The following is a 25475-nucleotide window of genomic DNA, read 5'->3' as shown; positions in this document are numbered from 1 at the left end:
AAATGATTAGAATAAGAAAATTTGCAGCAATTGATATAGGTTCAAATGCAATGCGTTTATTAATTACTAATATTGTTGAGCAAGAAGGAAAAGAAGCTCAATTTAATAAAAATGCACTGGTTCGTGTACCCATTCGCCTTGGACAAGATTCCTTTACTGTTGGAGAAATTTCCCAAGAAAACATTTCAAGAATGGTAGATGCAATGAAAGCATTTCAGCTTTTAATGAAAGTACACAAAGTAGAAAAGTACAAAGCATTTGCAACATCTGCCATGCGAGAAGCATACAATGCTAAAGAAGTTGTTGAAATAATAAAAGAAAAATCCGAAATTGATATAGAAATTATAGATGGTAAAGAAGAAGCAATAATTATCGCATCCACAGACTTTCATCATCTTTTAAAAACAGACCAAACTTATCTCTATGTCGATGTTGGTGGTGGTAGTACTGAGTTTTCACTTTTTTCTAATGGTCAAATTAAAGCTTCAAAATCCTTTAAAGCCGGAACAGTTCGTTTAATTAACGAAATGGTTTGTGATATAGTTTGGGAAGAAATGGAAAAATGGATCAAAATAATCACACAAGATTATGACGAAGTTATCCTGATAGGTTCTGGAGGTAATATCAATAAAATTTTCAAAATGTCAGGAAAATTAGAAGATAAACCCATGTCATTTATATATCTAAATTCTCAATATTCATTTTTAAATTCACTCACTTACGAACAAAGAATTTCAGAAATAGGATTGAACCCAGACCGCGCAGATGTTATTATTCCTGCTTTGCAAATATATCTTAACGCAATGAAATGGAGTGGAGCTAGAAATATATATGTTCCAAAAATAGGATTGTCTGATGGTATTGTAAAAGCAATGTATTATGATAAGATTTAGCCAAAATAATACTTTTAGAAAAATTATTTTAGTATTTTTCCTTTCCCTAATAATAGCTAATTTTTTACGCCTTGATTTTAATAATTTAAGCTGGAATAATAATTCAGCACATTATTTAGGAATTTTAGCGAACTCACTTATGGCAATTATAGTGAAGTTAAGTTTGGATAAAAAAACAAAAAATGAATAATTATCAAGATTTTTTCTCTAAATATCCAAATCAAAAACCTTTTTCAGCAACTCTAAATTGGGGTTTATTTCATTCAATCGATTGTATTTGTCAATAGGGGTAAAAGCAAATTTGTTCTCTACTTTTTCGTTCACAATTACTTGAATTACAATATCGTGATTGTGAAGTTTACCTCTCAAATAACCCAAAAGTTCCTTTTTTTCGGTTTCAAATTCAATTTTTGAGCCTTCATTGGGTAATTCGTGGGTAATTATTGACCCTTCTAATTTGGGGTCGCTTATCAATAAAAGCGATTCCATTATTTTGTGCCCTTTGTCGCCTAAACGTTGTGCATATTTGCTCCATTGCAGTAACATTTCGGTTTCAGTAAAAGCTTCAATTGGGAGATGAACGACATCTTTCACAAATCCTTTGGTACTTTCAAGTAATTCTCTTTTGGCACGAATACTCGAAATAGAAAATGCAGAAACTTTGGGTTCTCCTGAAAGGTTTGTTTTTGTTGGTTTGGGGTTTGATTCGCCTGTTTGAGCATAGCTCTCGGGTATTGTTTCTGTTAGAACAACTACATCAGATGGATTAACTTCAATTATTGGTTCCGCAAATTTTTCAATTTGACTTTTTTCATTGTCATTGCTATTGTCATTGCTATTGTCATTGACTTTTTCAACAATAGAATAATCAGTTCTCTTAAAATAAGTGGGAGAAACTATAAATTGGTCAACTTTTTTTTTTCTCCATCAAAGGTGATGGAGGCAAGTTGCATCAAGCAAAGTTCAACAAGCAGTCGTTGGTTTTGACTCACTTTGTATTTCAAATCACAATCATTGGCAATTTCTATTCCTTTTAGTAAGAAATCTTGAGATGCGTGTTGGGATTGAATTCCGTATAATTTTTGGGCTTGTTCGCCAACTTCTAAAAGTGATAAGGTTGATGGAGTTTTGGATACCAATAAATCCCTAAAATGCGATGCCAACCCTGAAACAAAATGGTGTGCATCAAATCCTTTGGCTAAAATATCATTAAAAGCGATTAGTAACTCTGGAATTTTGTTTTCTAGAATCAAGTCGGTTACTTTGATATAGGTTTCATAATCCAGCACATTCAAGTTTTCGGTAACCGCTTGTCGTGTCAAATTAGTACCACAATAGGAAACCACACGGTCAAAAATTGACAAAGCATCACGCATTGCGCCATCGGCTTTTTGAGCAATAATATGCAAAGCATCGTCTTCGCAAATTACACCTTGGCTGGCGGCAACTTCGGCAAGATGTTCTTTGGCATCTTTTACAGTAATTCTTTTGAAATCAAATATCTGGCAACGAGAAAGTATCGTCGGAATAATTTTGTGTTTTTCGGTCGTAGCCAATATAAAAATGGCGTGTTTTGGCGGTTCTTCCAGCGTTTTCAAGAAAGCATTAAACGCGGCTGATGACAACATGTGAACCTCATCGATGATATAAACCTTGTATTGTCCCGTTTGAGGCGGAATACGAACTTGGTCTATCAAATTTCTGATATCGTCTACAGAATTGTTTGAAGCCGCATCTAATTCGAAAACGTTGAAAGCAAAATCTTCATTCGGGTCGTCATAACCAGGTTGATTGATTTTTCGGGCAAGAATACGAGCGCAAGTTGTTTTTCCAACTCCTCTTGGTCCAGTAAACAGTAGGGCAGAAGCCAAGTGATTGCTTTCTATGGCGTGCAACAAAGTGCTGGTAATGGCTTTTTGTCCCACAACATCTTTAAATGTTTGTGGGCGATATTTACGAGCCGATACTACAAATTGTTCCATATAATTTTTATCCGAAAGCAAATATAGTTTTTAATTCAAAGATTGAAAAATTTAAGGATTGAAAGATTTTTTTATTTATCAAATGATTGTTGATAACACTATTCCATAGCCCCGATAGTAGTGAAAATCCTTTTTTTTATACCTGACAGGTTTTTGAAACCTGTCAGGTATAAAAAAAAGATTGCAACGAATAGCGGGATTAGCTCCAAAAAAAAAACTTATCTTTGCAGCGCAGATCGCCTTATCGCTCCGATTTTATTGGGGAGGAAAGTCCGGACACCACAGAGAAGCATAGCGGCTAACAGCCGTCAGTTTACTCTGAATTTATTTCAGAGTATTCGAGGACAAGTGCAACAGAAAGCAGGTACAGGTAATGCTGTAGTGAAACCAGGTAAACTCTATGCGGTGAAATTTCAAGTATATCGATAGTTAAGGGTTCTCGCCCGTTGTCGAAGGGTAGAAAGATGGAGTGCGTGAGTAATTGCGTGCCTAGATAAATGATAAGGTCCCAATTTATTGGGGACAGAATCCGGCTTACAGGTCTGCTTTTTTTAAATTTTGTTCTATATTTGTTTTCTAGCAAATATAATTTGATGATTCATTCCTCTTCGAAAATTTCTGTAAAAAAAAATAAAAATTTAGTTCGAAAAGTACTACATAATCTCACTTTTTGGGTTCTTGTTGCTATTATTGCTGGTGTTTTATTGGGTCATTTTTTTCCTGAAAAAGGGATTCAAATGGAAATCTTAGGAAAAACTTTCGTAGACCTTATCAAACTTTTTATTGCTCCTATTATTTTCTTGACCATCGTTTTAGGCATCTCTGGAATGGGAGATTTAAGAAAAGTGGGGCGAATAGGTGTAAAAGCATTATTCTATTTTGAAGTAGTTTCAACCTTAGCTTTAGCCATAGGAATTGCGGTGGCATATTATTTTGAACCCGGAAAAATTGATAAATCGGGACTGGTTCTACAAGACGCAAGTAAATTTACACAAGGCGCAGCGGATAACTTTTCGTGGTGGCAATTCTTTTTGGCAAATCTCACATTGCAAGTTTTGTTGATCGCAATTGTTGTTGGTATTGCGCTCAATTTTTACAAACATCGTGAGCGAACAGTTCTTGTTTTGGAACGGTTTTCTAAAGCGGTTTTCTTAGGTTTAAAATATGTAATGTATCTCGCTCCAATTGGTGCTTTTGGTGGAATGGCTTTTACGATTGGAAAATTTGGTTTAGCAACGCTTATTCCTTTGGGAAAATTAATGCTTTCGGTTTATTTGACAATGTTTTTGTTTGTTTTTATAGTTCTTGGCGGTATTCTCCGCTTTTACAAAATCAAAATAATGGATTTGCTAAAGTACATCCGCGAAGAACTATTGCTTGTTCTGGGAACTTCATCCTCAGAAACTGCTTTGCCCTCGATTATGTTAAAACTGGAAAATATGGGTTGCAGTAAATCAGTTGTCGGATTAGTAATACCCACTGGTTACTCCTTTAATTTAGACGGAACTTCAATTTATTTGTCGATGGCGGTCATTTTTCTGGCACAATTGTATGATGTTCATTTAAGCTTTTTTGAAATTCTTGCTATCATCGGAATTTTGATGGTCACTTCAAAAGGTGCTGCTGGAGTGACAGGAAGTGGTTTTATTGTTTTGGCATCTACTTTGACGGCAATTCATAAAATTCCTGTCGAAGGTTTGGCCTTTTTACTAGGTGTTGATAAATTTATGAGCGAAGCCAGAGCTATTACAAATCTCATTGGAAACAGCGTTGCCACCATTGTAATTGCAAAAAGTGAGTACGATTTTGTTGAACCAAATCTAGAAAATAATTTAGAAGAATTTTAGGTTATTCCTCTTCTGGTTCATCAAAATCATTAATTTCCAAATCCTCTTTTTTGTCTAATTCGAAAAAACTAAAAATCGAACCACCGTAACTTTTCTTGAATGAAAAGTGAATCAAATGGTCGAGTTTAGTGTATTTAGAATGTTCTATTACCATCATTCCGTCCTCTTGAAGCGTATTTTTTTCAAAAACTAATAAGACAATTTTATCGAAAGTTTTTTGGTCCAATGCATAAGGAGGATCGGCAAAAATAATATCGTAAGTGGCTTTGTTTCTCTCTAAAAAAGTAAAAACATCACTTTTGGTTGCAGCAATGTTAAAGTCATATTCTGTTGCCACTTGTTTGATGAATTTCACACAACCAAAATCGGCATCTACCGATGTGATTGGTGTGCTGCCACGTGAGGCAAATTCGAAACTGATATTTCCAGTTCCTGCAAATAAATCCAGTATTTTCAGTCCTTCAAAACTGAAATGATTGTTCAAAACATTGAATAATGCTTCTTTACTCATATCGGTCGTAGGGCGAACGGGAAGTCCTTTGGGCGGAAAAATGCGTCTTCCTTTATATTTACCTGAAATGATTCTCACGATTGAAATAAAATAAAATGTTTTTGATTTTCTTCAGCCGAAAAAGTATTGTTTTTCTGCAAATTCGATATATCAAACAAAGATACATTTCGAATGTATTTGAAAGCCAATTGATAAAAATCGTCATCTTCGGCAATAGTTCCTAATAATTCTAACTTGAAATTTTCAGGATTCATATTCAATTGTTCGGCAGTGAAAAGCAAATAGTACAAAAAATCTTCCGGAGTATGATAATCGAAAGAATTGAATAAAAGCAACTTCTGGTTTTGAACTACAACAATTTCGAAATGACCAGAATTGAAATTCACAATCATTTTTTTATTGTCATTATTTTTGGATGCATCCAAAAGTTTGGTTACTAAAATACTATTGGCGTGTTTGTAATCGAAAGAACCAAATTGGTCAATAAAAAAATTATTTATGTTCACATACGGAATGTAAACTGCATTCATTTGGTAATTTATAATTTCGTCGAAAGCAAAAAAATCAGTATCAAAAACCTTCGTATTGTATTGCAAATAGCTTCCTAAATAGTTCTCGTCAAAAAGTGGTTCTGGTACAAAAGTCGAAAGATTGTTGTTGTGAATCACCACTATTTCATCATACGAATCCTTTAATTCAGCATTGTCCCTGAAAGCATCAGCAAACAATTCTTCGATTTTTGTGGCTTTATGAAAAGTGTCAAATTGAATTTCTTTCACGGAAAGTATCACATTATTTAAAGTATCAAAAACACAAAACGAAAGTCCCGTCAAGGAAACCTGAAGCGAGAGTTTTTTGTATTTTTTGTCGGTAATGGTAGTGTTAATGGACATAGTTGCAAACTTACAAAATTTCAATGGCAATAGCAAAAATTAATGGCAATAGCAAAGGCGTTCGCCTTAAAAAAAGTTAGCCACAAATTACACCAATTGTCACTAATTTTTCTAAAATTTGAAATAAAATTGCACAAATTCTATTTGTTTTAAAAATTTGTGATATTAAGAACTAGTCAAAATTCGTGTTTATTCGTGAAATTCGTGGCGAAAACTCTTAAACTTTTGTTTACTTTGCAGTCAAATTACTCCAAATGAATTCCTCCTTGTTTTATAGTCTTTTACAGAAAAAATTCCCTTTTAAACCAACCTATAAACAGGATATATTTTTCCAAAAAATCGCTATTTTCTTGACCGAAATAGACAACAACACGATTTTTGTATTGAAAGGCTACGCAGGAACGGGAAAAACGACGGTGATTTCGACCATCGTCAATAATTTAGCAGACATCAATAAAAAGTATGCTTTGCTCGCGCCAACAGGTCGTGCCGCCAAGGTAATTGCGAATTATTCGAATAAACCCGCGTTTACGATTCACAAGAAAATCTATTTTCCCAAGAAATCTTCTGGCGGAGGCGTTTCGTTTACTTTGCAACAAAACAAACACACCAACACCATTTTTATCGTTGATGAAGCTTCGATGATTTCCGACACAAATTCGGATTCTAAGTTGTACGAAAATGGTTCTTTGCTCGATGATTTAATTTCGTATGTTTATTCGGGGACGAATTGCAAGTTGATTTTATTGGGAGACACAGCGCAATTACCGCCTGTTAATTTGGATATTAGTCCAGCTTTGGACATTCAGACTTTGGGGCTGAACTACAATAAAGAAGTTGAACATATCGAGTTGGACGAAGTAATGCGCCAGGAAGAAAACTCTGGAATTTTGTATAACGCCACGGAACTTCGAGAATTGTTGAAGGATTCTTTTATCGACGACTTCCAATTTGACCTCAAGAAATTCAAAGACATTGTCCGTTTGACCGATGGGTACGACATTCAGGATGCTATCAATTCGGCTTATAGCAATTACAGCATCGAAGACACGGCTTTCATCGTTCGGTCGAATAAACGCGCCAATCAATATAATGAGCAAATTCGCTCGAAGATTCTCGACAAGGAAAATGAATTGTCTACGGGAGATTTCTTGATGGTCGTGAAAAATAATTATTTCTGGCTAAAAGATTCCGATGAAGCAGGTTTTATTGCTAATGGTGACATTATCGAAGTATTGGAAATCTTCAATATCAAGGAATTATACGGTTTCAATTTTGCCAAAGTAAAAATCAGAATGGTTGATTATCCCAATCAGATTCCGTTTGAAACGGTCCTATTATTAGATACGATAAAAAGTGAATCTCCTTCCTTGACTTACGAAGAATCCAACCGATTGTATCAAGAAGTCTTGAAAGATTACGATGGTGAAACCAAGTTCAAGCAATTCCAAAAAGTGAAAGCCAATGAATATTTCAACGGCCTGCAAGTTAAGTTTTCGTATGCGATAACCTGCCATAAATCACAAGGCGGACAGTGGAATACGGTTTTTATAGAGCAACCGTATTTACCAGATGGCATCAACAGAGATTACATTCGATGGTTGTACACCGCAATGACCAGAGCGAAAAATAAATTGTATTTGATTGGATTTAAGGATGAAAGTTTCGTGGAATGATGTGTGTAGAGACGCGATTTATCGCGTCTCATATCATATTTCTGAGTGTTGTGTGAGACGCAATAAATCGCGTCTCACATCATATTTCCGAGTGTTGTGTGAGATGCGATTTATTGCGTCTCATATAATATTTCCGAGTGTTGTGTGAGATGTGATTTATTGCGTCTCACATCATATTTCCGAGTGTTGTGTGAGATGCGATTTATTGCGTCTCGCATCATATTTCTGAGTGTTGTGTGAGACGCGATAAATCGCGTCTGTACACCTTCAAAAAAAATAAATTATGGCAGAAAAATTCCGAAATAAATATAGAGTGCCATCAGCAAGATTGAAAAATTGGGATTACGGCGCTAATGGAGCCTATTTTATCACGATTTGCACCAAAGAAATGCAGCATTTTTTTGGAGAAGTTGTCGATAAAAAGATGATTTTGAATTCTGTAGGTGTATTGGCAGAGGCATATTGGATAGAAATACTAAAACAATTTCCTTATGTTGAATTGGGAAATTTTCAGATTATGCCCAATCATATGCACGGAATATTAATTATCAATAAATCCGTTGTTGCAGTAGAGACGCGATTTATCGCGTCTCATTCGGATGATAAAATTGAATTTATCACGTCTAATTTGGATGCGATAATTGATGCCGATGCCCATTGTATTGAGACGCGATTTATCGTGTCTCATTCGGATGCGATAATTGAGGAAGATTTCAGTAGCATTGAGACGCGATTAATCGCGTCTGTACCACAGGAAAATCAAATAGGAGGATTTGCTGGAGAAAATAATCCAATGTTAGCAGATAATATATCTAGAATAATTCGATGGTACAAAGGAAAATGTACCTTTGAAATACGAAAAATAAATCCAAAATTTGGATGGCATTCCCGTTTTCACGATCATATAATTCGAAATTCGGAATCATTTGAGAGAATACAAAATTATATAGAAGAAAATCCAGCGAGCTGGGAAGAGGATAAATTTCATAAAAAATGATTTACCAGCGTACAGACGCGATTTATCGCGTCTCTATTACATAAAAAATTATTTATTATGAACACTCTAAACTATTTAAATAAATTATCAAACACACTTTCTAAAATCGACAGTAGCTTTACACTGTAAAGATTATGTAGATTGGTTTTGTGGGAAAATGTTATATTTGGGGTCATAAGAAATAAAAAAAGAAACAAATGAAAAAAAGCGCATTAATAATATTTTTAATATTATCTCTTATTTCTTGTAACCAAAAAGAAGAACAACCATTAAGGGAAACTAATAATCAAAATGGAATTCTTGAAAAACATATAGAATTACAAAATGGAAAAATTTCTAAAAATAAAATTTTTGAAAAAAATGAAAACGATACTTTAACTATTAAAAATACAAGTGCAATTATATATGAGCCAACAGGAAAAAGTATTGAAAAACGAAAAAAAGAAGTTGGAGAAGAAGATTTTTACATTGGAGCTGACGACTATTTATTTTATCTTAACGACTCAAATAAGTATTTAGAATCACAGAAAATCAAGATTGTAATGACGAAAAGCGACAAAGTTTTAAAATTTATTTCAACTGATAAAAGTGTTACAATAATAAAACTTGAATTAGAAAAAGAAATTTGGGGAATTTATTTATTTGATCCCAAACAAAAGCCAAAAAGAATTGATATGACGGCAATAGCTGAAGAATATAAAAAATATACACAATGAAAATAATAGCAGTCATTCCCGCACGTTACGCCTCAACTAGATTTCACGCTAAATTGTTGAAAGATTTGGGAGGAAAAACCGTGATTTTGAGAACTTATGAAGCAGCTGAAAAGTCCGATCTTTTTGATGACGTATTCGTGGTTACCGATTCCGATTTGATTTATAAAGAAATAACTTCCAAGGGAGGCAAAGCCATTATGAGCATCAAGGAACACGAATCAGGAAGCGACCGCATTGCAGAAGCTGTCGAAAATATGAAGGTGGATCTTGTGGTCAATGTGCAAGGCGATGAGCCTTTTATAAATACTGTAGCTTTGGAAAAACTGATTGAAGTCTTTGATTCCTCGAAATCTCGGAATGACAAAGAGGATTACGTCGATTTGGCTTCCTTAATGTTTGAAATCACTGAGGAAGTCGAAATCAACAATCCTAATAATGTAAAAGTGGTGGTGGATCAAAACGGTTTTGCGTTGTATTTTTCTCGTTCCGTGATTCCGTATCCAAGAGACAAAAACGCAGGCGTCCGTTATATGCAACACATTGGGATTTATGCTTTTAGAAAACAGGCATTAATGGATTTCTACAATCTGCCAATGAAATCATTAGAAGCAACCGAAAAACTAGAGCAATTGCGCTATCTAGAATTTGGTAAACGTATTAAAATGGTAGAGACTTCCGAGAAAAGCATTGGAATAGACACAATTGAAGATTTAGAAAAGGCAAGAAAATTGTTCTAAATTAGTAGATTATAAAAAACTTAGAAATGAAAAAAAGCATCTATAAATTTATATTTTTCAATTTAATGGGCTGGAAAGTTACAGGAACTTTTGATGAAAATATTAAAAAATGTGTAGTAATGGTTATTCCTCATACCAGTTGGCATGACTTCTATTTAGGGATATTTACGAGAGGAGTTTTGGGATTAGAAATTAATTATGTTGGCAAAAAAGAGTTGTTTACGTTTCCATTTGGATATTATTTTAAATACACTGGAGGTGAACCATTAGATCGTTCCGGTGGATTAAATAGAGTTGATTCTATTGCTGCAATATTCAAAAAACGAGCGGTTTTTCGTTTGGCAATTTCTCCAGAAGGAACACGAAAAAAAGTCGATAAATTACGAACAGGTTTCTATTTTATAGCCTTAAAAGCCGAAGTCCCAATTTTTCCGATTGCTTTTAATTATGAAAAAAAAGAAATTCAGCTTGGAACTCCGTTTACACCAACGGGAGATTACGACAATGATTTACCTATTTTGCTGCAACAATTTAAAGGATCAAAGGGTAAATATCCTGAAAAAGGATTCGAAGTTTAAACCGATTAAAAAATTATCAAACAATTGTTATGGATTTTGAAAAATTATTCGAACAGAATAAAGAACCTTCTCTGCACGGAAGGTATATCACTTTAGATTTAATTACTCCGATATTAAATAAATTCAACACAAATAATGCCGTTCAGATTATTGGAAAATCTGTAAAAGGCGAGCCTATTTATTGTTATACTTTAGGAAAAGGCAAAACTAAAATTTTGTTGTGGTCGCAAATGCATGGAAATGAAGGTACAACTACCAAAGCACTCTTCGATTTTTTTAATTTAGTACATTCAGATTCTGAATTGGCTACAAATTTTCTCGAAACTTTTACTTTTTGTTGTATTCCAATGTTAAATCCAGATGGAGCAAAACTTCATACGCGTGAAAATGCAAATGAAGTTGATTTAAACCGAGATTCACAAAATTTAACACAACCAGAAACAAAAATATTACGAGCTACTTTTGATAGTTTTAAACCTTATTTTTGTTATAATTTGCATGACCAACGTACTATTTATGGTGTAGGAAACACAAATAAATCGGCTACAGTTTCGTTTTTGGCACCAGCTTTTAATGAAGCAAGAGAAATAAACGAATCGAGATTAAAAGCAATCAATTTAATTGCTGGGATGAATACAGTTTTACAAAAATACATTCCGGGTCAGGTAGGACGATTTGATGATACGTTTAATATTAATTGTATAGGTGACACTTTTCAATCGTTAGGTGTGCCAACAGTTTTATTTGAAGCTGGACATTATCCAAATGATTATCTAAGAGAGGAAACCCGCAAATATATATTTATTGCATTAATTTCAAGTTTTTCAATACTTTACGAAAACGATATAGTTGTCAATGAAATTGGCGATTACTTGAATATTTCTCAAAATAAAGTCTCTTTTTATGATTTATTATATAAAAATATTAAAATAAATTATGATAGTATCGAAATAATTACCAACTTTGCGGCTCAATACAAAGAAGAACTAATTGAGGGTAAGATTTGTTTAAACGCTTATTTTATTCAAATTGGTAATTTAGAAAATTATTTTGGACATTTTGAATATGATGGGCATGGCGCAAATTATGCTGATGCATTTGAAAATTATCCAAATATTGATCAAAAAGCCGATTTTATATTGGATAAAAATATAAAATTTGTGAATGGATCGATTCAAATATAATCTTTGTGTTTAATAAATATAATTAATAATATTAATTAAAGAGTTATGAGTAAATTTCGTTTAGATGAAGTAGATCATCAAATTTTGGATATGTTGATTGACAATACCAGAATTCCTTTTACAGATATCGCAAAGAAATTATTAATTTCTGCAGGAACTGTTCATGTTCGGGTAAAAAAAATGGAAGATGCTGGTATAATTATGGGTTCTTCTCTTGTGCTTGATTACGACAAATTAGGGTATTCATTTATTGCATATGTAGGTGTGTTTTTAAACAACACTTCACAAACTAAATTTGTATTGGAGCGTATTAATGAAATTCCATTTGTAACAGTTGCTTCGGTAACTACAGGGAAATTTAATATTTTTTGCAAAATTAGAGCCAAAGATACTAAACATGCAAAAGATGTAATTTTTATGATTGATGATATTGATGGTGTTTATAGAACAGAAACTATGATTTCCCTAGAGGAAAGTATAAACGATAAGAAGCGCTTGATGCATACTATTTTTAAAAATATGTAATTAATCTTGAACGCTATATTTTAAAAATATAACCTCAAGTTTATTCTTGAGGTTTTTTTTTGAAATTTTTTATAAAAATTAACTAACTATAATCGAATTATGTACACGCTACCAATAATAGAACGTTTCAACCAAAACGTGCTTTCAAAATATCATATTTACAACAGTGTTTTTATTACTTTGCCTTTTGATTCAATAGATAATACGGGAGTTTTACTTCCTTTGTTTACCGATGTTTGTGATACCGGTTTCAAAAAGCAAGAAACTCCAAAAGAAATTGTAGATTTTTTCTCAAAAAAATATTTGAATGACGCTTCAGAGTCCGAAAAAATAGATTTAATGTTTCGTTTTATTCAATACATAGAACGCCAAATCGTTTTGTTTGATGCCATTGAAGATGCCGCTTTTCCTGTTGTTAATAACATGGAAGGTAGAGGTTCACTTCGTGATATTAAAGAAAAATCTGATGCAAAAGATAAAAAAGAAGAACTCATAGAATTTTTAGAAAACTTCAATGTTAGAACGGTTTTAACCGCTCATCCAACACAGTTTTACCCAGGAGCAGTACTCGGAATCATTAACGATTTGACAAACTCAATTCGTGAAAACAATTTGCTAGATATTAAACAATTATTAGCACAATTAGGAAAAACACCTTTTATTCAATCCGAAAAGCCAAATCCATACGACGAAGCAGTAAGTTTGATTTGGTACCTCGAAAATGTGTTTTATGAAACGTCTGGGGAAATCGTTCATTACCTTCAAAAAAATGTTTTGAATGGACAATCGCTTGAAAATTCATTAATAAAACTTGGATTCTGGCCCGGTGGAGATCGAGATGGAAATCCATTTGTAACAACAGAAATTACAATGAAAGTAGCAGATCGTTTACGGTCTTCAATTTTGAAATGTTATTATTTTGAAATGCGAAATTTAAAAAGAAAGTTGACTTTTGAAGGTGTAAATGTTTTAGTTGCTGAACTTGAAAACAAACTGTATCGTTCTGTTTTTTATTCTCAAGGTGAAATATTCATTACTCTTGAAGAGTTTAAATCACAATTAAATAAAATAAAAAATATTCTGGTAGATAAACACCAATCTTTGTATTTAGACCAATTAGAGTCACTGCTCATAAAAGTAAATCTCTTTGGATTTCATTTTGCCTCTTTAGATATTCGACAAAACAGTAAGATACATGATGTTGTTTTTAAGGATGTTGTAGATTATTATCTTAAATCTAATCCTACTGTTTTTCCAAAAAATTATTTTGAACTACCCGATGAAGAAAAATTTATAATATTGTCAAATGTTAAGGGAAATATTAACCCTGATGTATTTGAAAACGAAATTACAAAGTCAACAATTGAGTCCGTTCAAGCTATAAAAAACATTCAAGAAAAAAATGGAGAGTTCGGTGCAAACCGTTATATTATTAGTAATAATGACAGTGCACTCGATGTTATGGAAGCGTATGCATTGTTTCGTTTAAGCAACTGGGAAAATCCGTCAGTTGATATTATTCCGTTATTTGAATCTGTTGATGATTTGTTAAATGCTCACATAATTATGGAGAAATTATATACAAATCCTACTTATTCAAACCACTTGGACAATAGAAATAATAAGCAAACTATTATGCTTGGTTTTTCTGACGGTACAAAAGATGGAGGGTATTTAATGGCAAATTGGAGTATTTATAAAGCCAAAGAAGCTTTGACAACAATTTCAAGAAAGTACGGAATAAAAGTAATTTTCTTTGATGGTCGTGGTGGACCACCAGCGCGTGGTGGTGGAAAAACTCATAAGTTTTACGCATCATTAGGTCCAAAAATTGAAAACAATGAAATTCAAGTTACGGTTCAAGGGCAAACTATAAGTTCGAACTTTGGGACGCTTGATTCTTGCCGTTATAATTTAGAAAATCTTTTAAGTGCAGGACTTACGAATCAAGTTTTTAGTAAAGGTAAAAATGAATTGACAAAAGACGAAGCGGCTATTTTAGAGCAACTGGCAGAATTAGGATATCAAAAATATTTGAATTTTAAAAGCCATCCAAAATTCATACCGTATCTCGAGCAGATGAGTACCTTGAAATATTATGCCAAAACAAATATAGGAAGTCGCCCTTCCAAAAGAAGCAAATCAGAACACCTTGATTTTGCTGATTTAAGAGCAATTCCTTTTGTAGGTTCTTGGAGTCAATTAAAACAAAATGTGCCCGGTTTTTTTGGAGTTGGTACAGCATTAAAACATTTTGAAGAAACGAATCAATGGGATAAAGTTCAGGATTTGTATGACCATTCTTTGTTTTTCAAAACATTGTTAGAAAACAGTATGATGTCATTGGCAAAATCATTTTTCCCATTAACGGCTTATATGCGAAAAGACCCAGAGTTTGGTGCTTTTTGGCAAATTATTTACGATGAATTTCTTGAAACTAAACGGTTATTACTCAAAATAGCGGGACATAAAGAATTGATGGAAAATTACCCTGATGGTAAAGCATCAATTCAAATAAGAGAGCGTATTGTACTGCCATTATTAACAATACAGCAAAATGCTTTATTAAGAATAAACGAATTAAATAAAGAAGCGAATCCTGATGAAAATCTTATTAAAGTGTATGAAAAGATAGTAACTCGTTCTCTTTTTGGAAATACAAACGCTAGTAGAAACTCCGCTTAAAACAAAAACATGAACTCAAATCAATTGCCCAAAAATGAATATTCTATTTTTAATGCCACTTATATTAATGCATTAGAGAATGTATCTTTAATTGAAGAATTAGAAATTTCGTTACATGATTTTATAAAATTTGTTCAAAATATTCCAATGGATAAATTTGATTACCGTTATGCTGAAGGCAAATGGACTATAAAGGATATTATTCAGCATATAATTGATGCGGAACGTATTTTTTGTTATCGTGCGCTACGAATTTCTAGAAACGACAAAACACCACTACCAGGTTTTGAAGAAAATAGTTATGTAGAAAACACTGATGCAAGTATAAGAAGTATTCAAGATTTATTATCAGAGTTTTCAGCAGTTAGACAATCTAATTTGTTACTGTTCAAAAGTTTTTCGGCGAATCAATTAGAACGAATGGGTATAGCTTCTGATAATCCTATTTCAGTACGAGCGATTGGTTTTATTATTTTAGGTCATCAAAAACACCATCAAAAAGTTTTCATAGAAAGATATTTATAAGATTTTGCTTTTTGTAAATAATGTTAAAACAAAAAAGGAACTCAATTGAGTTCCTTTTTTGTTTATACTAATAACTAATCATCATCTTCATCATCTTCATCATCTGACTGGTTGTGTCTATCTGTTTCGTCATCCTCATCATTGTCGTCATCTTCGTTATCATCACCGTTATCTTTATCCGGTTTATCATACGAATCATCGTCATCATCATCGTCATTAACTGCATCATCGTCATCAATATCAATACCACCAAGTGGTTTGACATTGGTTTCAATTTCGTCTGAATCGATATCATCATCAACAATTACATCGTCTTCGATTTCATCGTCTTCGTCATAATTTTCGATTCTGTCCGCAAGATTAGTACTTACTTTTACAAGATAAATAGTATCTTCGGTTCGTACTTCTACAGCTTCAATTAATTCGTTTTGAGCATTTCTAAAACGGATAATGTTTGAATCATAATAACCTTCAGGAAATTTTTCGACCAATAGGGTTAAAATTTCATTTGTAAGTTTTGCATAATCAACAATTACTCTTTTCATATAATTATTCTATAGGTCTAATAAATAAGCAAATATTAATGGTGCTACAATGGTAGCGTCTGACTCGATGATAAATTTAGGGGTTTTAATATCTAATTTTCCCCAAGTAATTTTTTCGTTTGGAACTGCACCTGAATACGAACCATAACTGGTTGTTGAATCTGAAATTTGGCAAAAATAACTCCAAAACGGAATGTCATGCATTTCCATATCTTGATACAACATAGGTACAACACAAATTGGAAAATCACCAGCAATTCCACCACCTATTTGAAAGAATCCAATTCCTTTACTACTGTTTTTTGGATACCAGTCTGATAAGAAAACCATATATTCTATCCCAGATTTCATTGTAGATGCTTTCAGATCGCCTTTGATTACATAGGATGCAAATATATTTCCCATCGTACTATCTTCCCAACCCGGAACAATAATTGGAAGGTTTTTCTCTGCCGCAGCATACATCCAACTGTCTTTTAAATCAATTTCATAATACTCTTCTAGCACACCAGAGAGTAACATTTTATACATGAATTCATGCGGAAAATATCTTTCGCCTTTATCATCTGCATCTTTCCAGATTTTGTAAATGTGTTTTTGTAAACGGCGAAATGCTTCGTGCTCCGGTATACAAGTATCTGTAACTCTATTTAATCCTCTTTCGAGTAAAGCCCATTCGTCTTCTGGAGTCAAATCGCGGTAATTAGGAACTCTTTCGTAATGCGAATGTGCCACTAAATTCATAATGTCTTCTTCAAGATTTGCACCTGTGCAAGAAATAATTTGTACTTTATCTTGACGAATTATTTCTGAAAAAATCTTTCCTATTTCGGCTGTACTCATTGCGCCAGCCATGCTTACCATCATTTTTGCACCGTTAGCTAATTGTTGTTCATAGGCTTTGGCGGCATCGACTAATGATGCTGAATTGAAATGCAGATAGTGCTTTTCGATAAATTGACTTATCGGTCCTTTACTCATGTTGTTTTTATTTATGGCTTATAATTGACTATTCAAAGAAAATATTTTTTTTTGAAAACTGCAACACAAATCAGTCAATTATTTTTTATTATATCCTAAAATATTTAGAACTTGTTCTGATGTTTGTTGTTCAGAGAAAACTTCGGTGGCTAAAATCCCGTTTTCGTCTCTGTCTATCAAAATGTGTTTGGGTTGCGGAATTAAACAGTGATGTAAACCGCCATATCCACCAATGGTTTCTTGGTAAGCACCAGTGTTGAAAAAGCCTATGTATAATGGTTTTTCTTTGTTGTATTTTGGTAAATAAATTGCGTTCATGTTTTGTTCGGAGTTGTAATAATCATCACTATCACAAGTCATTCCGCCTAGTAAAACTCTTTCGTAAGTATCATTCCAGCGATTGACTGCCAGCATGATAAAACGCTTGTTTATAGCCCAAGTATCTGGTAATGTGGTGATAAAAGAAGAGTCGATCATGTTCCATTTTTCTCTATCATTTTGTTGTTTTTGATACAAAATCTGATAAATTGCTCCGCCACTTTCGCCAACGGTGTAGGAACCAAATTCAGTAAAAATATTAGGAACATCAACTTCGGCTTCGTCGCAAGCAATTTTTATTTGGTTTATGATTTCGTCAATCATGTACTGATAATCATACTCAAATGCGAGTGAGTTTTTTATTGGAAAACCACCACCAATGTTAAGTCCATCAAGTGTTGGACATTCTTTTTTTAAGGCTACATAAACTTTGATACATTTTACTAATTCGTTCCAGTAATAAGCATTATCACTGATTCCTGTATTAATAAAAAAGTGTAACATTTTAAGTTCTAGCTTTTTATTGTCTTGAATTTGTTTTTTGTAAAACTGAACGATGTTTTTGTAACCAATTCCTAGTCTTGAAGTGTAAAACTCAAATTTTGGATCTTCTTCGGCAGCGATTCGAATTCCTATTTTAAATTTTCGTTTTATTTTAACTTGCAAAATGTCCAATTCTTCATAATTATCAATAATTGGAATCGTATTTTTATATCCATTATTGATCAATCGAGCAATATTTTCTATGTATTGGTCTCTTTTGAAACCATTGCAAATAATATAAGTGTTTTTGTTGATTTTTCCTGATGCCAATAAATTTTCGACAATATTGATATCAAATGCCGAAGAGGTTTCTATATGAATATTATTCTTGAAAGCTTCGTTCATTACATATTCAAAATGGGAACTTTTTGTACAATAGCAATAATAATATTTTGCCTCGTATTTGTTTTTTTCCATCGACTTCCGAAACCAGTTTTTGGCTTTGTTAATGTTGTTAGAAATTTGAGGTAAATAGGTAAATTTTAATGGCGTACCGTATTGTTCTACGAGTTTCATCAAATCAATATTGTGAAATTGTAGATTGTCTTTGTTTAAAGTAAATTCTTCTTGCGGGAAATAATAGGTTTGATTTATTAAATCGAAATATTTTGTATTCATTTGATTTTAAGTATTTTATATTAATTGTATTGTTAAATATAACTCACTAAAATTCAAACTCTAATATTTGCATAAATAATTTGAAGTTTTTGATTTTCGACTTTCAAATATTGAAAAATATCAAAACTAAAAGATCCTTTGATAGCACAAAAACAAACTAACATTTTTAAAAATGGATTGTTTTTTTGTTTTAAACTATAATTTCTAAAGTTTTGATTTTTTTTCATTAGCGCAAATGTAAAAAATAATAAATACGTTACACTATCCTTTTCTGTAAAATAATTCTATAATTTATAATCGTTAAAAGCATCAAGTATTACTTCATTTTCAACTGATTGATTGATTTTTATAGAACCAATACCATGAATCAACGCAAATTGAATGGTACCATATTCATTTTTTTTGTCATGAATGAGTAATTCAAGTATTGGATCGATATCGCTTACTTCAAAAACGATGTCATCATAGATGGCTTTTAGGGTAGTTTTTATTTGAGAATATTCAGTAATGGAAATTAAATTTTTATGTAATGCTAGATAACTTTCGAGTATCATTCCTACTGCAATTGCTTCGCCATGTAATAAAGTGGTCTTATTTGAATTTTCAAGAAAATAACTTTCAATCGCGTGACCCAATGTGTGACCAAAATTTAGGGATTTACGTATGTTTTTTTCTGTTGGATCTTGCAGGACTATTTCATTCTTAATTTCTACAGAACGGTAAATGAGTTCGTCAAAGTCTGCGAAGTCAATCGCTTTTAATTCCAGAAACTGTTCCCAGTATTTTTTGTCATAAATCAAACCGTGTTTAAGCATTTCGGCTAGACCAGAACGCATTTCATTTTGCGGAACCGTTTCTAGGAATTGGGTGTCAATAAGCACCATTTCGGGAACATTGATAACTCCGATTTGGTTTTTTAAATTGCCTAAATCTACACCGTTTTTTCCGCCTACAGAAGCATCAACCATAGACAATAATGTAGTAGGAATATGGATAAAAGTAACACCTCGTTTGAATGTAGAAGCTACAAAACCGCCTAAATCAGTAACAACTCCGCCGCCAAGATTAAGAATAATACTCTTTCTGTCTGCTCCAAGTTCTGTTAATACTTTCCAAATCTCAACACAAGTATCTATGTTTTTATTGATTTCACCGGCATCAAATTCAATTATTTCTATCGAAAGTTCCGTTTCTAAATAGGGCAAAAATTTGGGCAAACAAAAATCATTTGTATTACTATCCACAATAATAAAAAGTTTAGAATAGTTGTTCTCTTTTAAATGAATATTTAGGGCTTCATATCCATTTTCGTTGAAATGAATAGGATAATTATTGGCTTGAATTGATTGCATTGCAGTTGATTAATTTAAAACGCAAAATAAGGTAATTTTTGCTAATTAAAATTGAAAACTCTATCTATATTTGTACAAAAATACCACAAAAAATGGATAATTTATTCAATAATACACAAGTTGCCTTTTCGTTAAAAAGCGATACGGAACTTGACCGAGCTTATTTTCTTTTCAAAATGATTGATAATCAGCCTTTAGTTAGAATAGGAACTGCAGTAACAAATTTTGCTATTAAGGCAAAACTGCCTGTGGAAGGATTGATTCGAGCCACAGTTTTTGACCATTTTTGTGGCGGAATCAACGAAGATGATTGTGTGCCAGTTGTTGATAAAATGTATTCTAAAGGGGTTTCATCTGTTTTAGATTATTCGGTTGAAGGTAAAGAGGATGAAGCCCATTTTGATGATGCGATGCAAATTGCATTGAAGATTATTGATTTTGCCAAGGAAAAAAAATCAATTCCGTTTGTAGTTTTTAAACCTACAGGTTTTGGTAGATTTGAATTGTATGAAAAATTAGGAGAACAACAGCAGTTAAATTCTGACGAACTAAAAGAGTGGAATAGAGTAGAAGCTCGATTTGAAAAGGTATGCAAAGCAGCTTTTGAAAATGATATAGCTTTGCTGATTGATGCCGAAGAGAGTTGGATGCAAGATGCTGCTGACGATTTAGTGACCAAAATGATGCGAAAGTACAATACGAATAAAGCAATCGTTTTTAACACCTTACAAATGTACCGCTGGGATAGATTAGATTATTTAAAAAAACTCCATGAACTTGCAAAAGTAGAAGGTTTTTATATAGGTATGAAACTGGTTCGTGGTGCTTATATGGAAAAAGAAAATGCACGTGCTGACGAAAAAGGATTTGCTACGCCAATTTGTATATCAAAAGAGGCAACTGACGAAAATTATGACGCAGCTGTTCGATATATGATTGAAAATATTAAAACAATGGCCATTTTTGCTGGAACACATAATGAATCCAGTACTTATTATTTGATGCATTTGATGCAAGAAAAAGAGATAAAAAATAAGGATCCAAGAATTTGGTTCGGGCAATTGTATGGTATGAGTGACAATATCAGTTTCAATTTAGCTGCAAAAGAGTATAATGTTGCTAAATATTTGCCTTTTGGTCCAGTTAAAGATGTGATGCCTTATTTAATTCGTAGAGCTGAAGAAAACACATCGGTTGCAGGGCAAACGAGCCGAGAATTATCCATGATAAAAACCGAACGTAAAAGAAGAAAAGAATCAAAGCAATAAGATTTTTAAGTACTTTCGCGTTCAATAATTTTGGTTTCTAGTGTAATTGTTTTAGTGGTAACAGGAAGGTTTTTCTTTTTCATGTTAATTTCATCAAACAATAATGAGGCAGTTTGTAAACCCATTTCGAATCCTGGTTGGTCTACAGTGGTAAGTTTAGGTGAAATTAGTTCTGTTACATACCAATTGCTAAATCCGAAAACGGCAATTTGTTTCGGAATTTCTATACCCGCTTCTTTGAGATATTTCATTGCGCCCATTGCTACTAAATCTGAAACTGCGAAAATAGCGTCAACTTCAATATTTTCTGTAATTATTTTTTTTGCATTTTCATACGCATCTATTAAGTCTTGATTCGTATCACACAAAAAAACTAGATTGGGGTCATAAGTTATTCCATGATCTTCTAATGCTTTTTTATACCCTAAAAATCGATCAATTGAATTTTGTGGTGTATAAGAACCTCTGAAATGAGCGATTTTTTTATATCCTTTTTTTATAAGAAAGGTTACTGCATTATAACTTGCTTTTCGATCATCAATAATAACTTTGGAGCATTTTACAATTTTGGCAATTTTATCAAATAGTACAAGTGAAGTTTTGTGTTCTAGGATGGAGTTTAAATGCTCAAATTCAGCAGTTTCATTTGTTAATGAAATTAAAATTCCATCGACACGCTTGTTTAATAATAGTCCTACTTGTTTTTTTTCGAGCTCGTATTTCTCGTTCGATTGAAGTATAATGACTAAATAATCTCTTTTTTCGGCTTCTTCTAAAATCCCTTCTATGACATTTGAAAAAAAGTGATGTACTATTGTAGGAATAATAAGTCCAATAGTTTTTGATTCTTTTGTTCTTAAATTAACTGCAAAACTATTAGGATAATAATGTAATTCTTGCGCTAATTCTATAACAGCAGCTTTAGTTTTGGGACTAACATCGGTGTAGTTTTTTAAGGCTTTTGAAACGGTAGTTATCGAAATTCCAAGCTTTTGTGCTATCTCTTTTAATGTTGTTTCTGACATAGAGCTATTTACTTTAAATATGGGTTACAATACGATTTCCTAAATACAATAATACAATTTATTTGTTGCATTTCATATTTTATAAAAAAAGAGTTTGCTGCAATATTGAAAATAGCATAGATTTTGACGGCCTTATATTTATTTAATGAATTTGGATTTTTCTAGATTTATTTATGAATTAGTATCTTATTTCAATTTTAAAATGATTGATTCAAAAGGTCGTAAATTATTTGTTTTTAGGTTTTTAGTACCGTTATAATTACTCAAAATTATTTTGGAATTAGCTGTTGAAATTTTAATAGTATAGGTTGCTTCTTTATCAGAAAAATTCAGTAAAACCAAAAGTGTCTTGCCATTTAATTCTCTAGTAAAGGCAAATACATTTGGATTTTCTTTATCCAAGAGTGTGTATTTTCCATAAACAAGTGTCGGTTCTTGTTTGCGTAATTTTGTTAATTTTCTAAAATAATTCAACTCTGAATTTTTATCTTTTTCTTGTGCTTCGGCGTTGATAGTGGTGTAGTTTTGATTCATTTTTAACCAAGGTTTTCCTGTTGTAAATCCTGCATTTTCGGTTGTATCCCATTGAAAAGGCGTTCTGCCGTTTTCTCTCGAAGTTTGTTTTTGTCCTTCTAGAAATGCGGCTAAATCACCGCCTCTGTTTTTTAAACCAGCATACCTATTACGTGTATCAACATCTTGATAATCCTCTATCGAACTGAATTTAGCATTTGTCATTCCTAATTCGTCGCCATTGTAATAAAATGATGTACCGCGCATGGTGAGTATAAATGTAGATAACATTTTTGAACAATAAGTTTTGTATTTTGGATTATCAGTCCCAAATTTATTGACCATTCTGGGTTGGTCGTGATTGGCAAGAAAAATAGAAAGCCATCCTTTATCTTTGAAGGTTTCGTCATAGCGCGAAAATATATTTTTGAATTTTACTAATCCCAAATCACTTAAGCGATTACCAACACTTACACTCTCAAAATGATAGGCTATATTTAACTCTTTTCGATCTAAATCTACAAATTCCATTGCATCTTTTGGCGAAGTTCCTGCGCCTTCCGCAACAGTCATAGCATTTGGATATTTACTCAAAACTTCGCGATTCATTTCTTGCAAATAGTCGTGTAAATAAGGTCCTTTGCCATAATATTTTTCAATTTGTTTTTCATAACCTTTTGGTAATTCTGGCCATGATGTATCTTTGGATGCATACTGAAAAGCATCCATTCTGAATCCATCGATACCTTTGTCTAACCAGAAGCGCATAATGTCATAAACTTCATTTCTTAGTTTTGGGTTTTCCCAATTCAAATCAGGTTGTTTAACAGAAAAATAATGCAAATAGTAGGAATCCGTAGTTGCGTCATATTTCCAAGCTTCACTATTTACATCAAAAAAGCTCCATCTGTAAGTAGGTTTTCCTTTTTCGGCTGGCCACCAATGGTAGTAATCTCTGTATTTACTGTCTCGAGAACTTCGAGCTTGCTTGAACCATTCGTGTTCGTCGCTGCTGTGATTTACCACTAAATCCATGATAACTTTTATTCCTCTATCGTGCATTCCTTTAAGTAATTCATCAAAATCTTGCATGGTGCCAAAATCTTTCATGATTTCGCGATAATTGCTTATGTCATACCCATTATCATCATTTGGCGATTGGTAAATAGGGTTGAGCCAAACGGCATCTATTCCTAGATTTTTTATATAATCTAACTTGGATATAATTCCTTTTAAATCCCCAACTCCATCTCCATTACTGTCTTTGAAACTGCGAGGATATATTTGATAAACAACAGCTTCTTTCCACCACTTTTTATCAATTACTGTTTCGGTTTTAGCCCCAATTACTTGGCTTTTTGATATATTCGTTAGGAATAAAAGTGCCAAACAAATTGTTTTTTTTAAGTTTATATTTTTCATTATAATTATTTTAAAATTTAATCCAAGTGGCTTTGTGCCAAATGTATTCTAATGGTCCTTGACGGCGTGTTTTTAACCACCATTTACAAAACGCTAGATTGAGTAAAAATAAAATTATACCAATAAATAGACAAATAGTTGCACCCGTATATTGGTATAATGCAAAACCATATTTATAATATAACGTTGCGCCAATTATAGATTGAATGATGTAATTTGTCAAACTCATTTTTCCAAAGGGTATTAATTTTGATAGCAATTTATTAGTTTTTTCTGTATAGAATAATAGAATAAAACTACTGGATAAAATAATCATAAACGCAAAATTTGACCAAGAAGAAACAATAACTAATAGGCGAGCCAAAGCAAACTTATTAGCCATAAAATCAGGTAACTGTAAAACGATGAAATAAAGTGGAATGAAGGTTAAAATTGCAATTTTCAATGCTTTTTTCCAAAACAATATATTTTCTAATGTGTTCACAAAAAGTTGTTTTCTGCCAACTAACATGCCAAATAGGAATAAGGCTGGAGCTTGAAAAATGCGACCATTTTCCCATGACCATAAAACAGAAGCCGTTTTTCCAAGAGTTACATCACCAATCATATAATCCCAAAAGGTACCCTTTGTCATATATTCAGCGACTTCTTTATAATAACTCTCCGATAAATTTGGACTAGGAATAAAGTCAGGATTTATGGTCAGGTATAAAAATTTACCCCATTCCATGGGCTGCAACAACAAGAAAGTAGCAATTATAAAAACGGTTTTATTATTTAAATTACTAAAAGGGATTAAGATCAATCCTAAAATGGCGTATAATGTTAAAATATCTCCTTGATAAAAAGCAGTATTTATAAATCCAAAAATTAACAGCAACATCATTCGCCAAAAAAAACGAAGTCTAAAATCGTTTCCTTTTTTGATTTGATTTTCATTTTGAATGTAAAAACTAAATCCAAAAAGTATGGCAAAAATAGCATATGCTTTTCCACCAAATAAGAAATAGGCTGTGCTCAATAGATTTGCATCTAAAATTTTCATCCATTCTGGCAGTTGTTCTGGATAATAATAGAATTCAAAATGTTCCATATTATGTAGAATAACAATGCACATTATGGCAAATCCTCTCAATGCATC

The 25475-nt window shown here is 32.5% G+C and carries 23 protein-coding genes and 1 other RNA gene; 13 read left to right on the top strand and 11 right to left on the bottom strand.

Features of this window, described 5'->3' with window-relative positions; all coding sequences use genetic code 11:
• The first annotated feature begins 2 nt into the window (after positions 1-2).
• Positions 3-893, top strand: coding sequence for an exopolyphosphatase (locus tag RMO53_RS13810; RefSeq protein WP_310381823.1), 891 nt, complete (start codon positions 3-5; stop codon positions 891-893).
• 207 nt (positions 894-1100) lie between these two features.
• On the opposite strand, the gene RMO53_RS13805 is transcribed toward RMO53_RS13810, so the two are convergent.
• Together RMO53_RS13805 and dnaX are read right to left on the bottom strand one after the other, a co-directional pair.
• Positions 1101-1487 (bottom strand): DNA polymerase III, encoded by a 387-nt coding sequence (locus tag RMO53_RS13805; protein WP_310381821.1) that lies wholly within the window; start codon positions 1485-1487, stop codon positions 1101-1103.
• Positions 1488-1789: 302 nt separating this feature from the next.
• Positions 1790-2875: a DNA polymerase III subunit gamma/tau gene (gene dnaX, locus RMO53_RS13800; RefSeq protein WP_310381819.1), complete on the bottom strand. Its 1086-nt coding sequence runs from the start codon at positions 2873-2875 to the stop codon at positions 1790-1792.
• Positions 2876-3103: 228 nt separating this feature from the next.
• Here dnaX and rnpB point away from each other — a divergent pair.
• Together rnpB and RMO53_RS13790 are read left to right on the top strand one after the other, a co-directional pair.
• Positions 3104-3428: RNase P RNA component class A (gene rnpB / locus RMO53_RS13795), an RNA gene on the top strand.
• 40 nt (positions 3429-3468) lie between these two features.
• The gene (locus RMO53_RS13790) at positions 3469-4722 is read left to right on the top strand and encodes a cation:dicarboxylate symporter family transporter (RefSeq protein WP_310381817.1); all 1254 of its coding nucleotides are present in this window, start codon (positions 3469-3471) and stop codon (positions 4720-4722) included.
• A 1-nt stretch (position 4723) separates the two neighbouring features.
• Here RMO53_RS13790 and RMO53_RS13785 read toward each other — a convergent pair whose 3' ends face one another.
• Positions 4724-5311 (bottom strand): RsmD family RNA methyltransferase, encoded by a 588-nt coding sequence (locus tag RMO53_RS13785; protein WP_310381815.1) that lies wholly within the window; start codon positions 5309-5311, stop codon positions 4724-4726.
• A complete protein-coding gene (locus tag RMO53_RS13780; RefSeq protein ID WP_310381813.1) occupies positions 5308-6126 on the bottom strand; it encodes a DUF3822 family protein in 819 nt (272 codons plus the stop codon). Before RMO53_RS13780 ends, RMO53_RS13785 begins: the two co-directional genes overlap by 4 nt.
• 254 nt (positions 6127-6380) lie before the next feature.
• Here RMO53_RS13780 and RMO53_RS13775 point away from each other — a divergent pair, with 254 nt between their 5' ends.
• The 9 genes from RMO53_RS13775 to RMO53_RS13735 all read left to right on the top strand — a co-directional run bounded on the left by RMO53_RS13775 (position 6381) and on the right by RMO53_RS13735 (position 15749).
• The gene (locus RMO53_RS13775; protein WP_310381812.1) at positions 6381-7802 is read left to right on the top strand and encodes an AAA family ATPase; all 1422 of its coding nucleotides are present in this window, start codon (positions 6381-6383) and stop codon (positions 7800-7802) included.
• A 283-nt stretch (positions 7803-8085) separates the two neighbouring features.
• Positions 8086-8799 (top strand): transposase, encoded by a 714-nt coding sequence (locus RMO53_RS13770; RefSeq protein WP_310381810.1) that lies wholly within the window; start codon positions 8086-8088, stop codon positions 8797-8799.
• Between the two features lie 197 nt (positions 8800-8996).
• Positions 8997-9515, top strand: a complete 519-nt coding sequence (locus RMO53_RS13765; RefSeq protein ID WP_310381808.1) for a hypothetical protein — start codon at positions 8997-8999, stop codon at positions 9513-9515.
• On the top strand, positions 9512-10252 hold the full coding sequence (gene kdsB, locus RMO53_RS13760) for a 3-deoxy-manno-octulosonate cytidylyltransferase (RefSeq protein ID WP_310381806.1): 741 nt from the start codon (positions 9512-9514) through the stop codon (positions 10250-10252). The genes RMO53_RS13765 and kdsB overlap by 4 nt, the downstream gene beginning before the upstream one ends.
• A gap of 26 nt (positions 10253-10278) precedes the next feature.
• Positions 10279-10830 carry a 1-acyl-sn-glycerol-3-phosphate acyltransferase gene (locus RMO53_RS13755; protein WP_310381805.1) on the top strand — a complete coding sequence of 184 codons (552 nt, stop codon included), beginning with the start codon at positions 10279-10281 and terminating at the stop codon, positions 10828-10830.
• 29 nt (positions 10831-10859) lie between these two features.
• On the top strand, positions 10860-12014 hold the full coding sequence (locus tag RMO53_RS13750; RefSeq protein WP_310381803.1) for a M14 family metallopeptidase: 1155 nt from the start codon (positions 10860-10862) through the stop codon (positions 12012-12014).
• Between the two features lie 45 nt (positions 12015-12059).
• Positions 12060-12539, top strand: coding sequence for a winged helix-turn-helix transcriptional regulator (locus RMO53_RS13745; RefSeq protein ID WP_310381801.1), 480 nt, complete (start codon positions 12060-12062; stop codon positions 12537-12539).
• Positions 12540-12638: 99 nt separating this feature from the next.
• Positions 12639-15224 carry a phosphoenolpyruvate carboxylase gene (locus RMO53_RS13740; RefSeq protein ID WP_310381799.1) on the top strand — a complete coding sequence of 862 codons (2586 nt, stop codon included), beginning with the start codon at positions 12639-12641 and terminating at the stop codon, positions 15222-15224.
• 9 nt (positions 15225-15233) lie between these two features.
• Positions 15234-15749, top strand: coding sequence for a DinB family protein (locus RMO53_RS13735; protein ID WP_310381798.1), 516 nt, complete (start codon positions 15234-15236; stop codon positions 15747-15749).
• A 74-nt stretch (positions 15750-15823) separates the two neighbouring features.
• Here the strand turns inward: RMO53_RS13735 and RMO53_RS13730 are convergent, their stop codons facing one another.
• From RMO53_RS13730 to aroB, 4 genes are all read right to left on the bottom strand, one after another.
• Entirely contained in the window at positions 15824-16294 is a 471-nt protein-coding gene (locus tag RMO53_RS13730) for a DNA primase (protein ID WP_310381796.1), read from the bottom strand.
• A gap of 9 nt (positions 16295-16303) precedes the next feature.
• A complete protein-coding gene (locus tag RMO53_RS13725; RefSeq protein WP_310381795.1) occupies positions 16304-17275 on the bottom strand; it encodes a deoxyhypusine synthase family protein in 972 nt (323 codons plus the stop codon).
• Positions 17276-17353: 78 nt separating this feature from the next.
• A complete protein-coding gene (locus RMO53_RS13720; RefSeq protein ID WP_310381794.1) occupies positions 17354-18754 on the bottom strand; it encodes an arginine decarboxylase in 1401 nt (466 codons plus the stop codon).
• Positions 18755-19038: 284 nt separating this feature from the next.
• Complete coding sequence (gene aroB, locus RMO53_RS13715; RefSeq protein ID WP_310381792.1) at positions 19039-20106, bottom strand: 3-dehydroquinate synthase; 1068 nt, start codon at positions 20104-20106, stop codon at positions 19039-19041.
• Positions 20107-20198: 92 nt separating this feature from the next.
• Between aroB and RMO53_RS13710 the strand changes: the two genes are divergently transcribed.
• Complete coding sequence (locus tag RMO53_RS13710) at positions 20199-21374, top strand: proline dehydrogenase family protein (protein ID WP_310381790.1); 1176 nt, start codon at positions 20199-20201, stop codon at positions 21372-21374.
• A 5-nt stretch (positions 21375-21379) separates the two neighbouring features.
• On the opposite strand, the gene RMO53_RS13705 is transcribed toward RMO53_RS13710, so the two are convergent.
• The 3 genes from RMO53_RS13705 to RMO53_RS13695 all read right to left on the bottom strand — a co-directional run.
• On the bottom strand, positions 21380-22399 hold the full coding sequence (locus RMO53_RS13705) for a LacI family DNA-binding transcriptional regulator (protein ID WP_310381788.1): 1020 nt from the start codon (positions 22397-22399) through the stop codon (positions 21380-21382).
• Positions 22400-22585: 186 nt separating this feature from the next.
• Complete coding sequence (locus RMO53_RS13700) at positions 22586-24334, bottom strand: alpha-glucosidase (RefSeq protein ID WP_310381786.1); 1749 nt, start codon at positions 24332-24334, stop codon at positions 22586-22588.
• 10 nt (positions 24335-24344) lie between these two features.
• Positions 24345-25475: DUF418 domain-containing protein (locus RMO53_RS13695; RefSeq protein WP_310381784.1), on the bottom strand; the 1131-nt coding region annotated here is incomplete at its 5' end.

It is taken from the genome of Flavobacterium sp. (genome assembly GCF_031409475.1).
Taxonomy (GTDB): domain Bacteria; phylum Bacteroidota; class Bacteroidia; order Flavobacteriales; family Flavobacteriaceae; genus Flavobacterium.
Note: the sequence above shows the minus strand (reverse complement) of the source record. Positions and strands in the feature narration are given on the sequence as shown.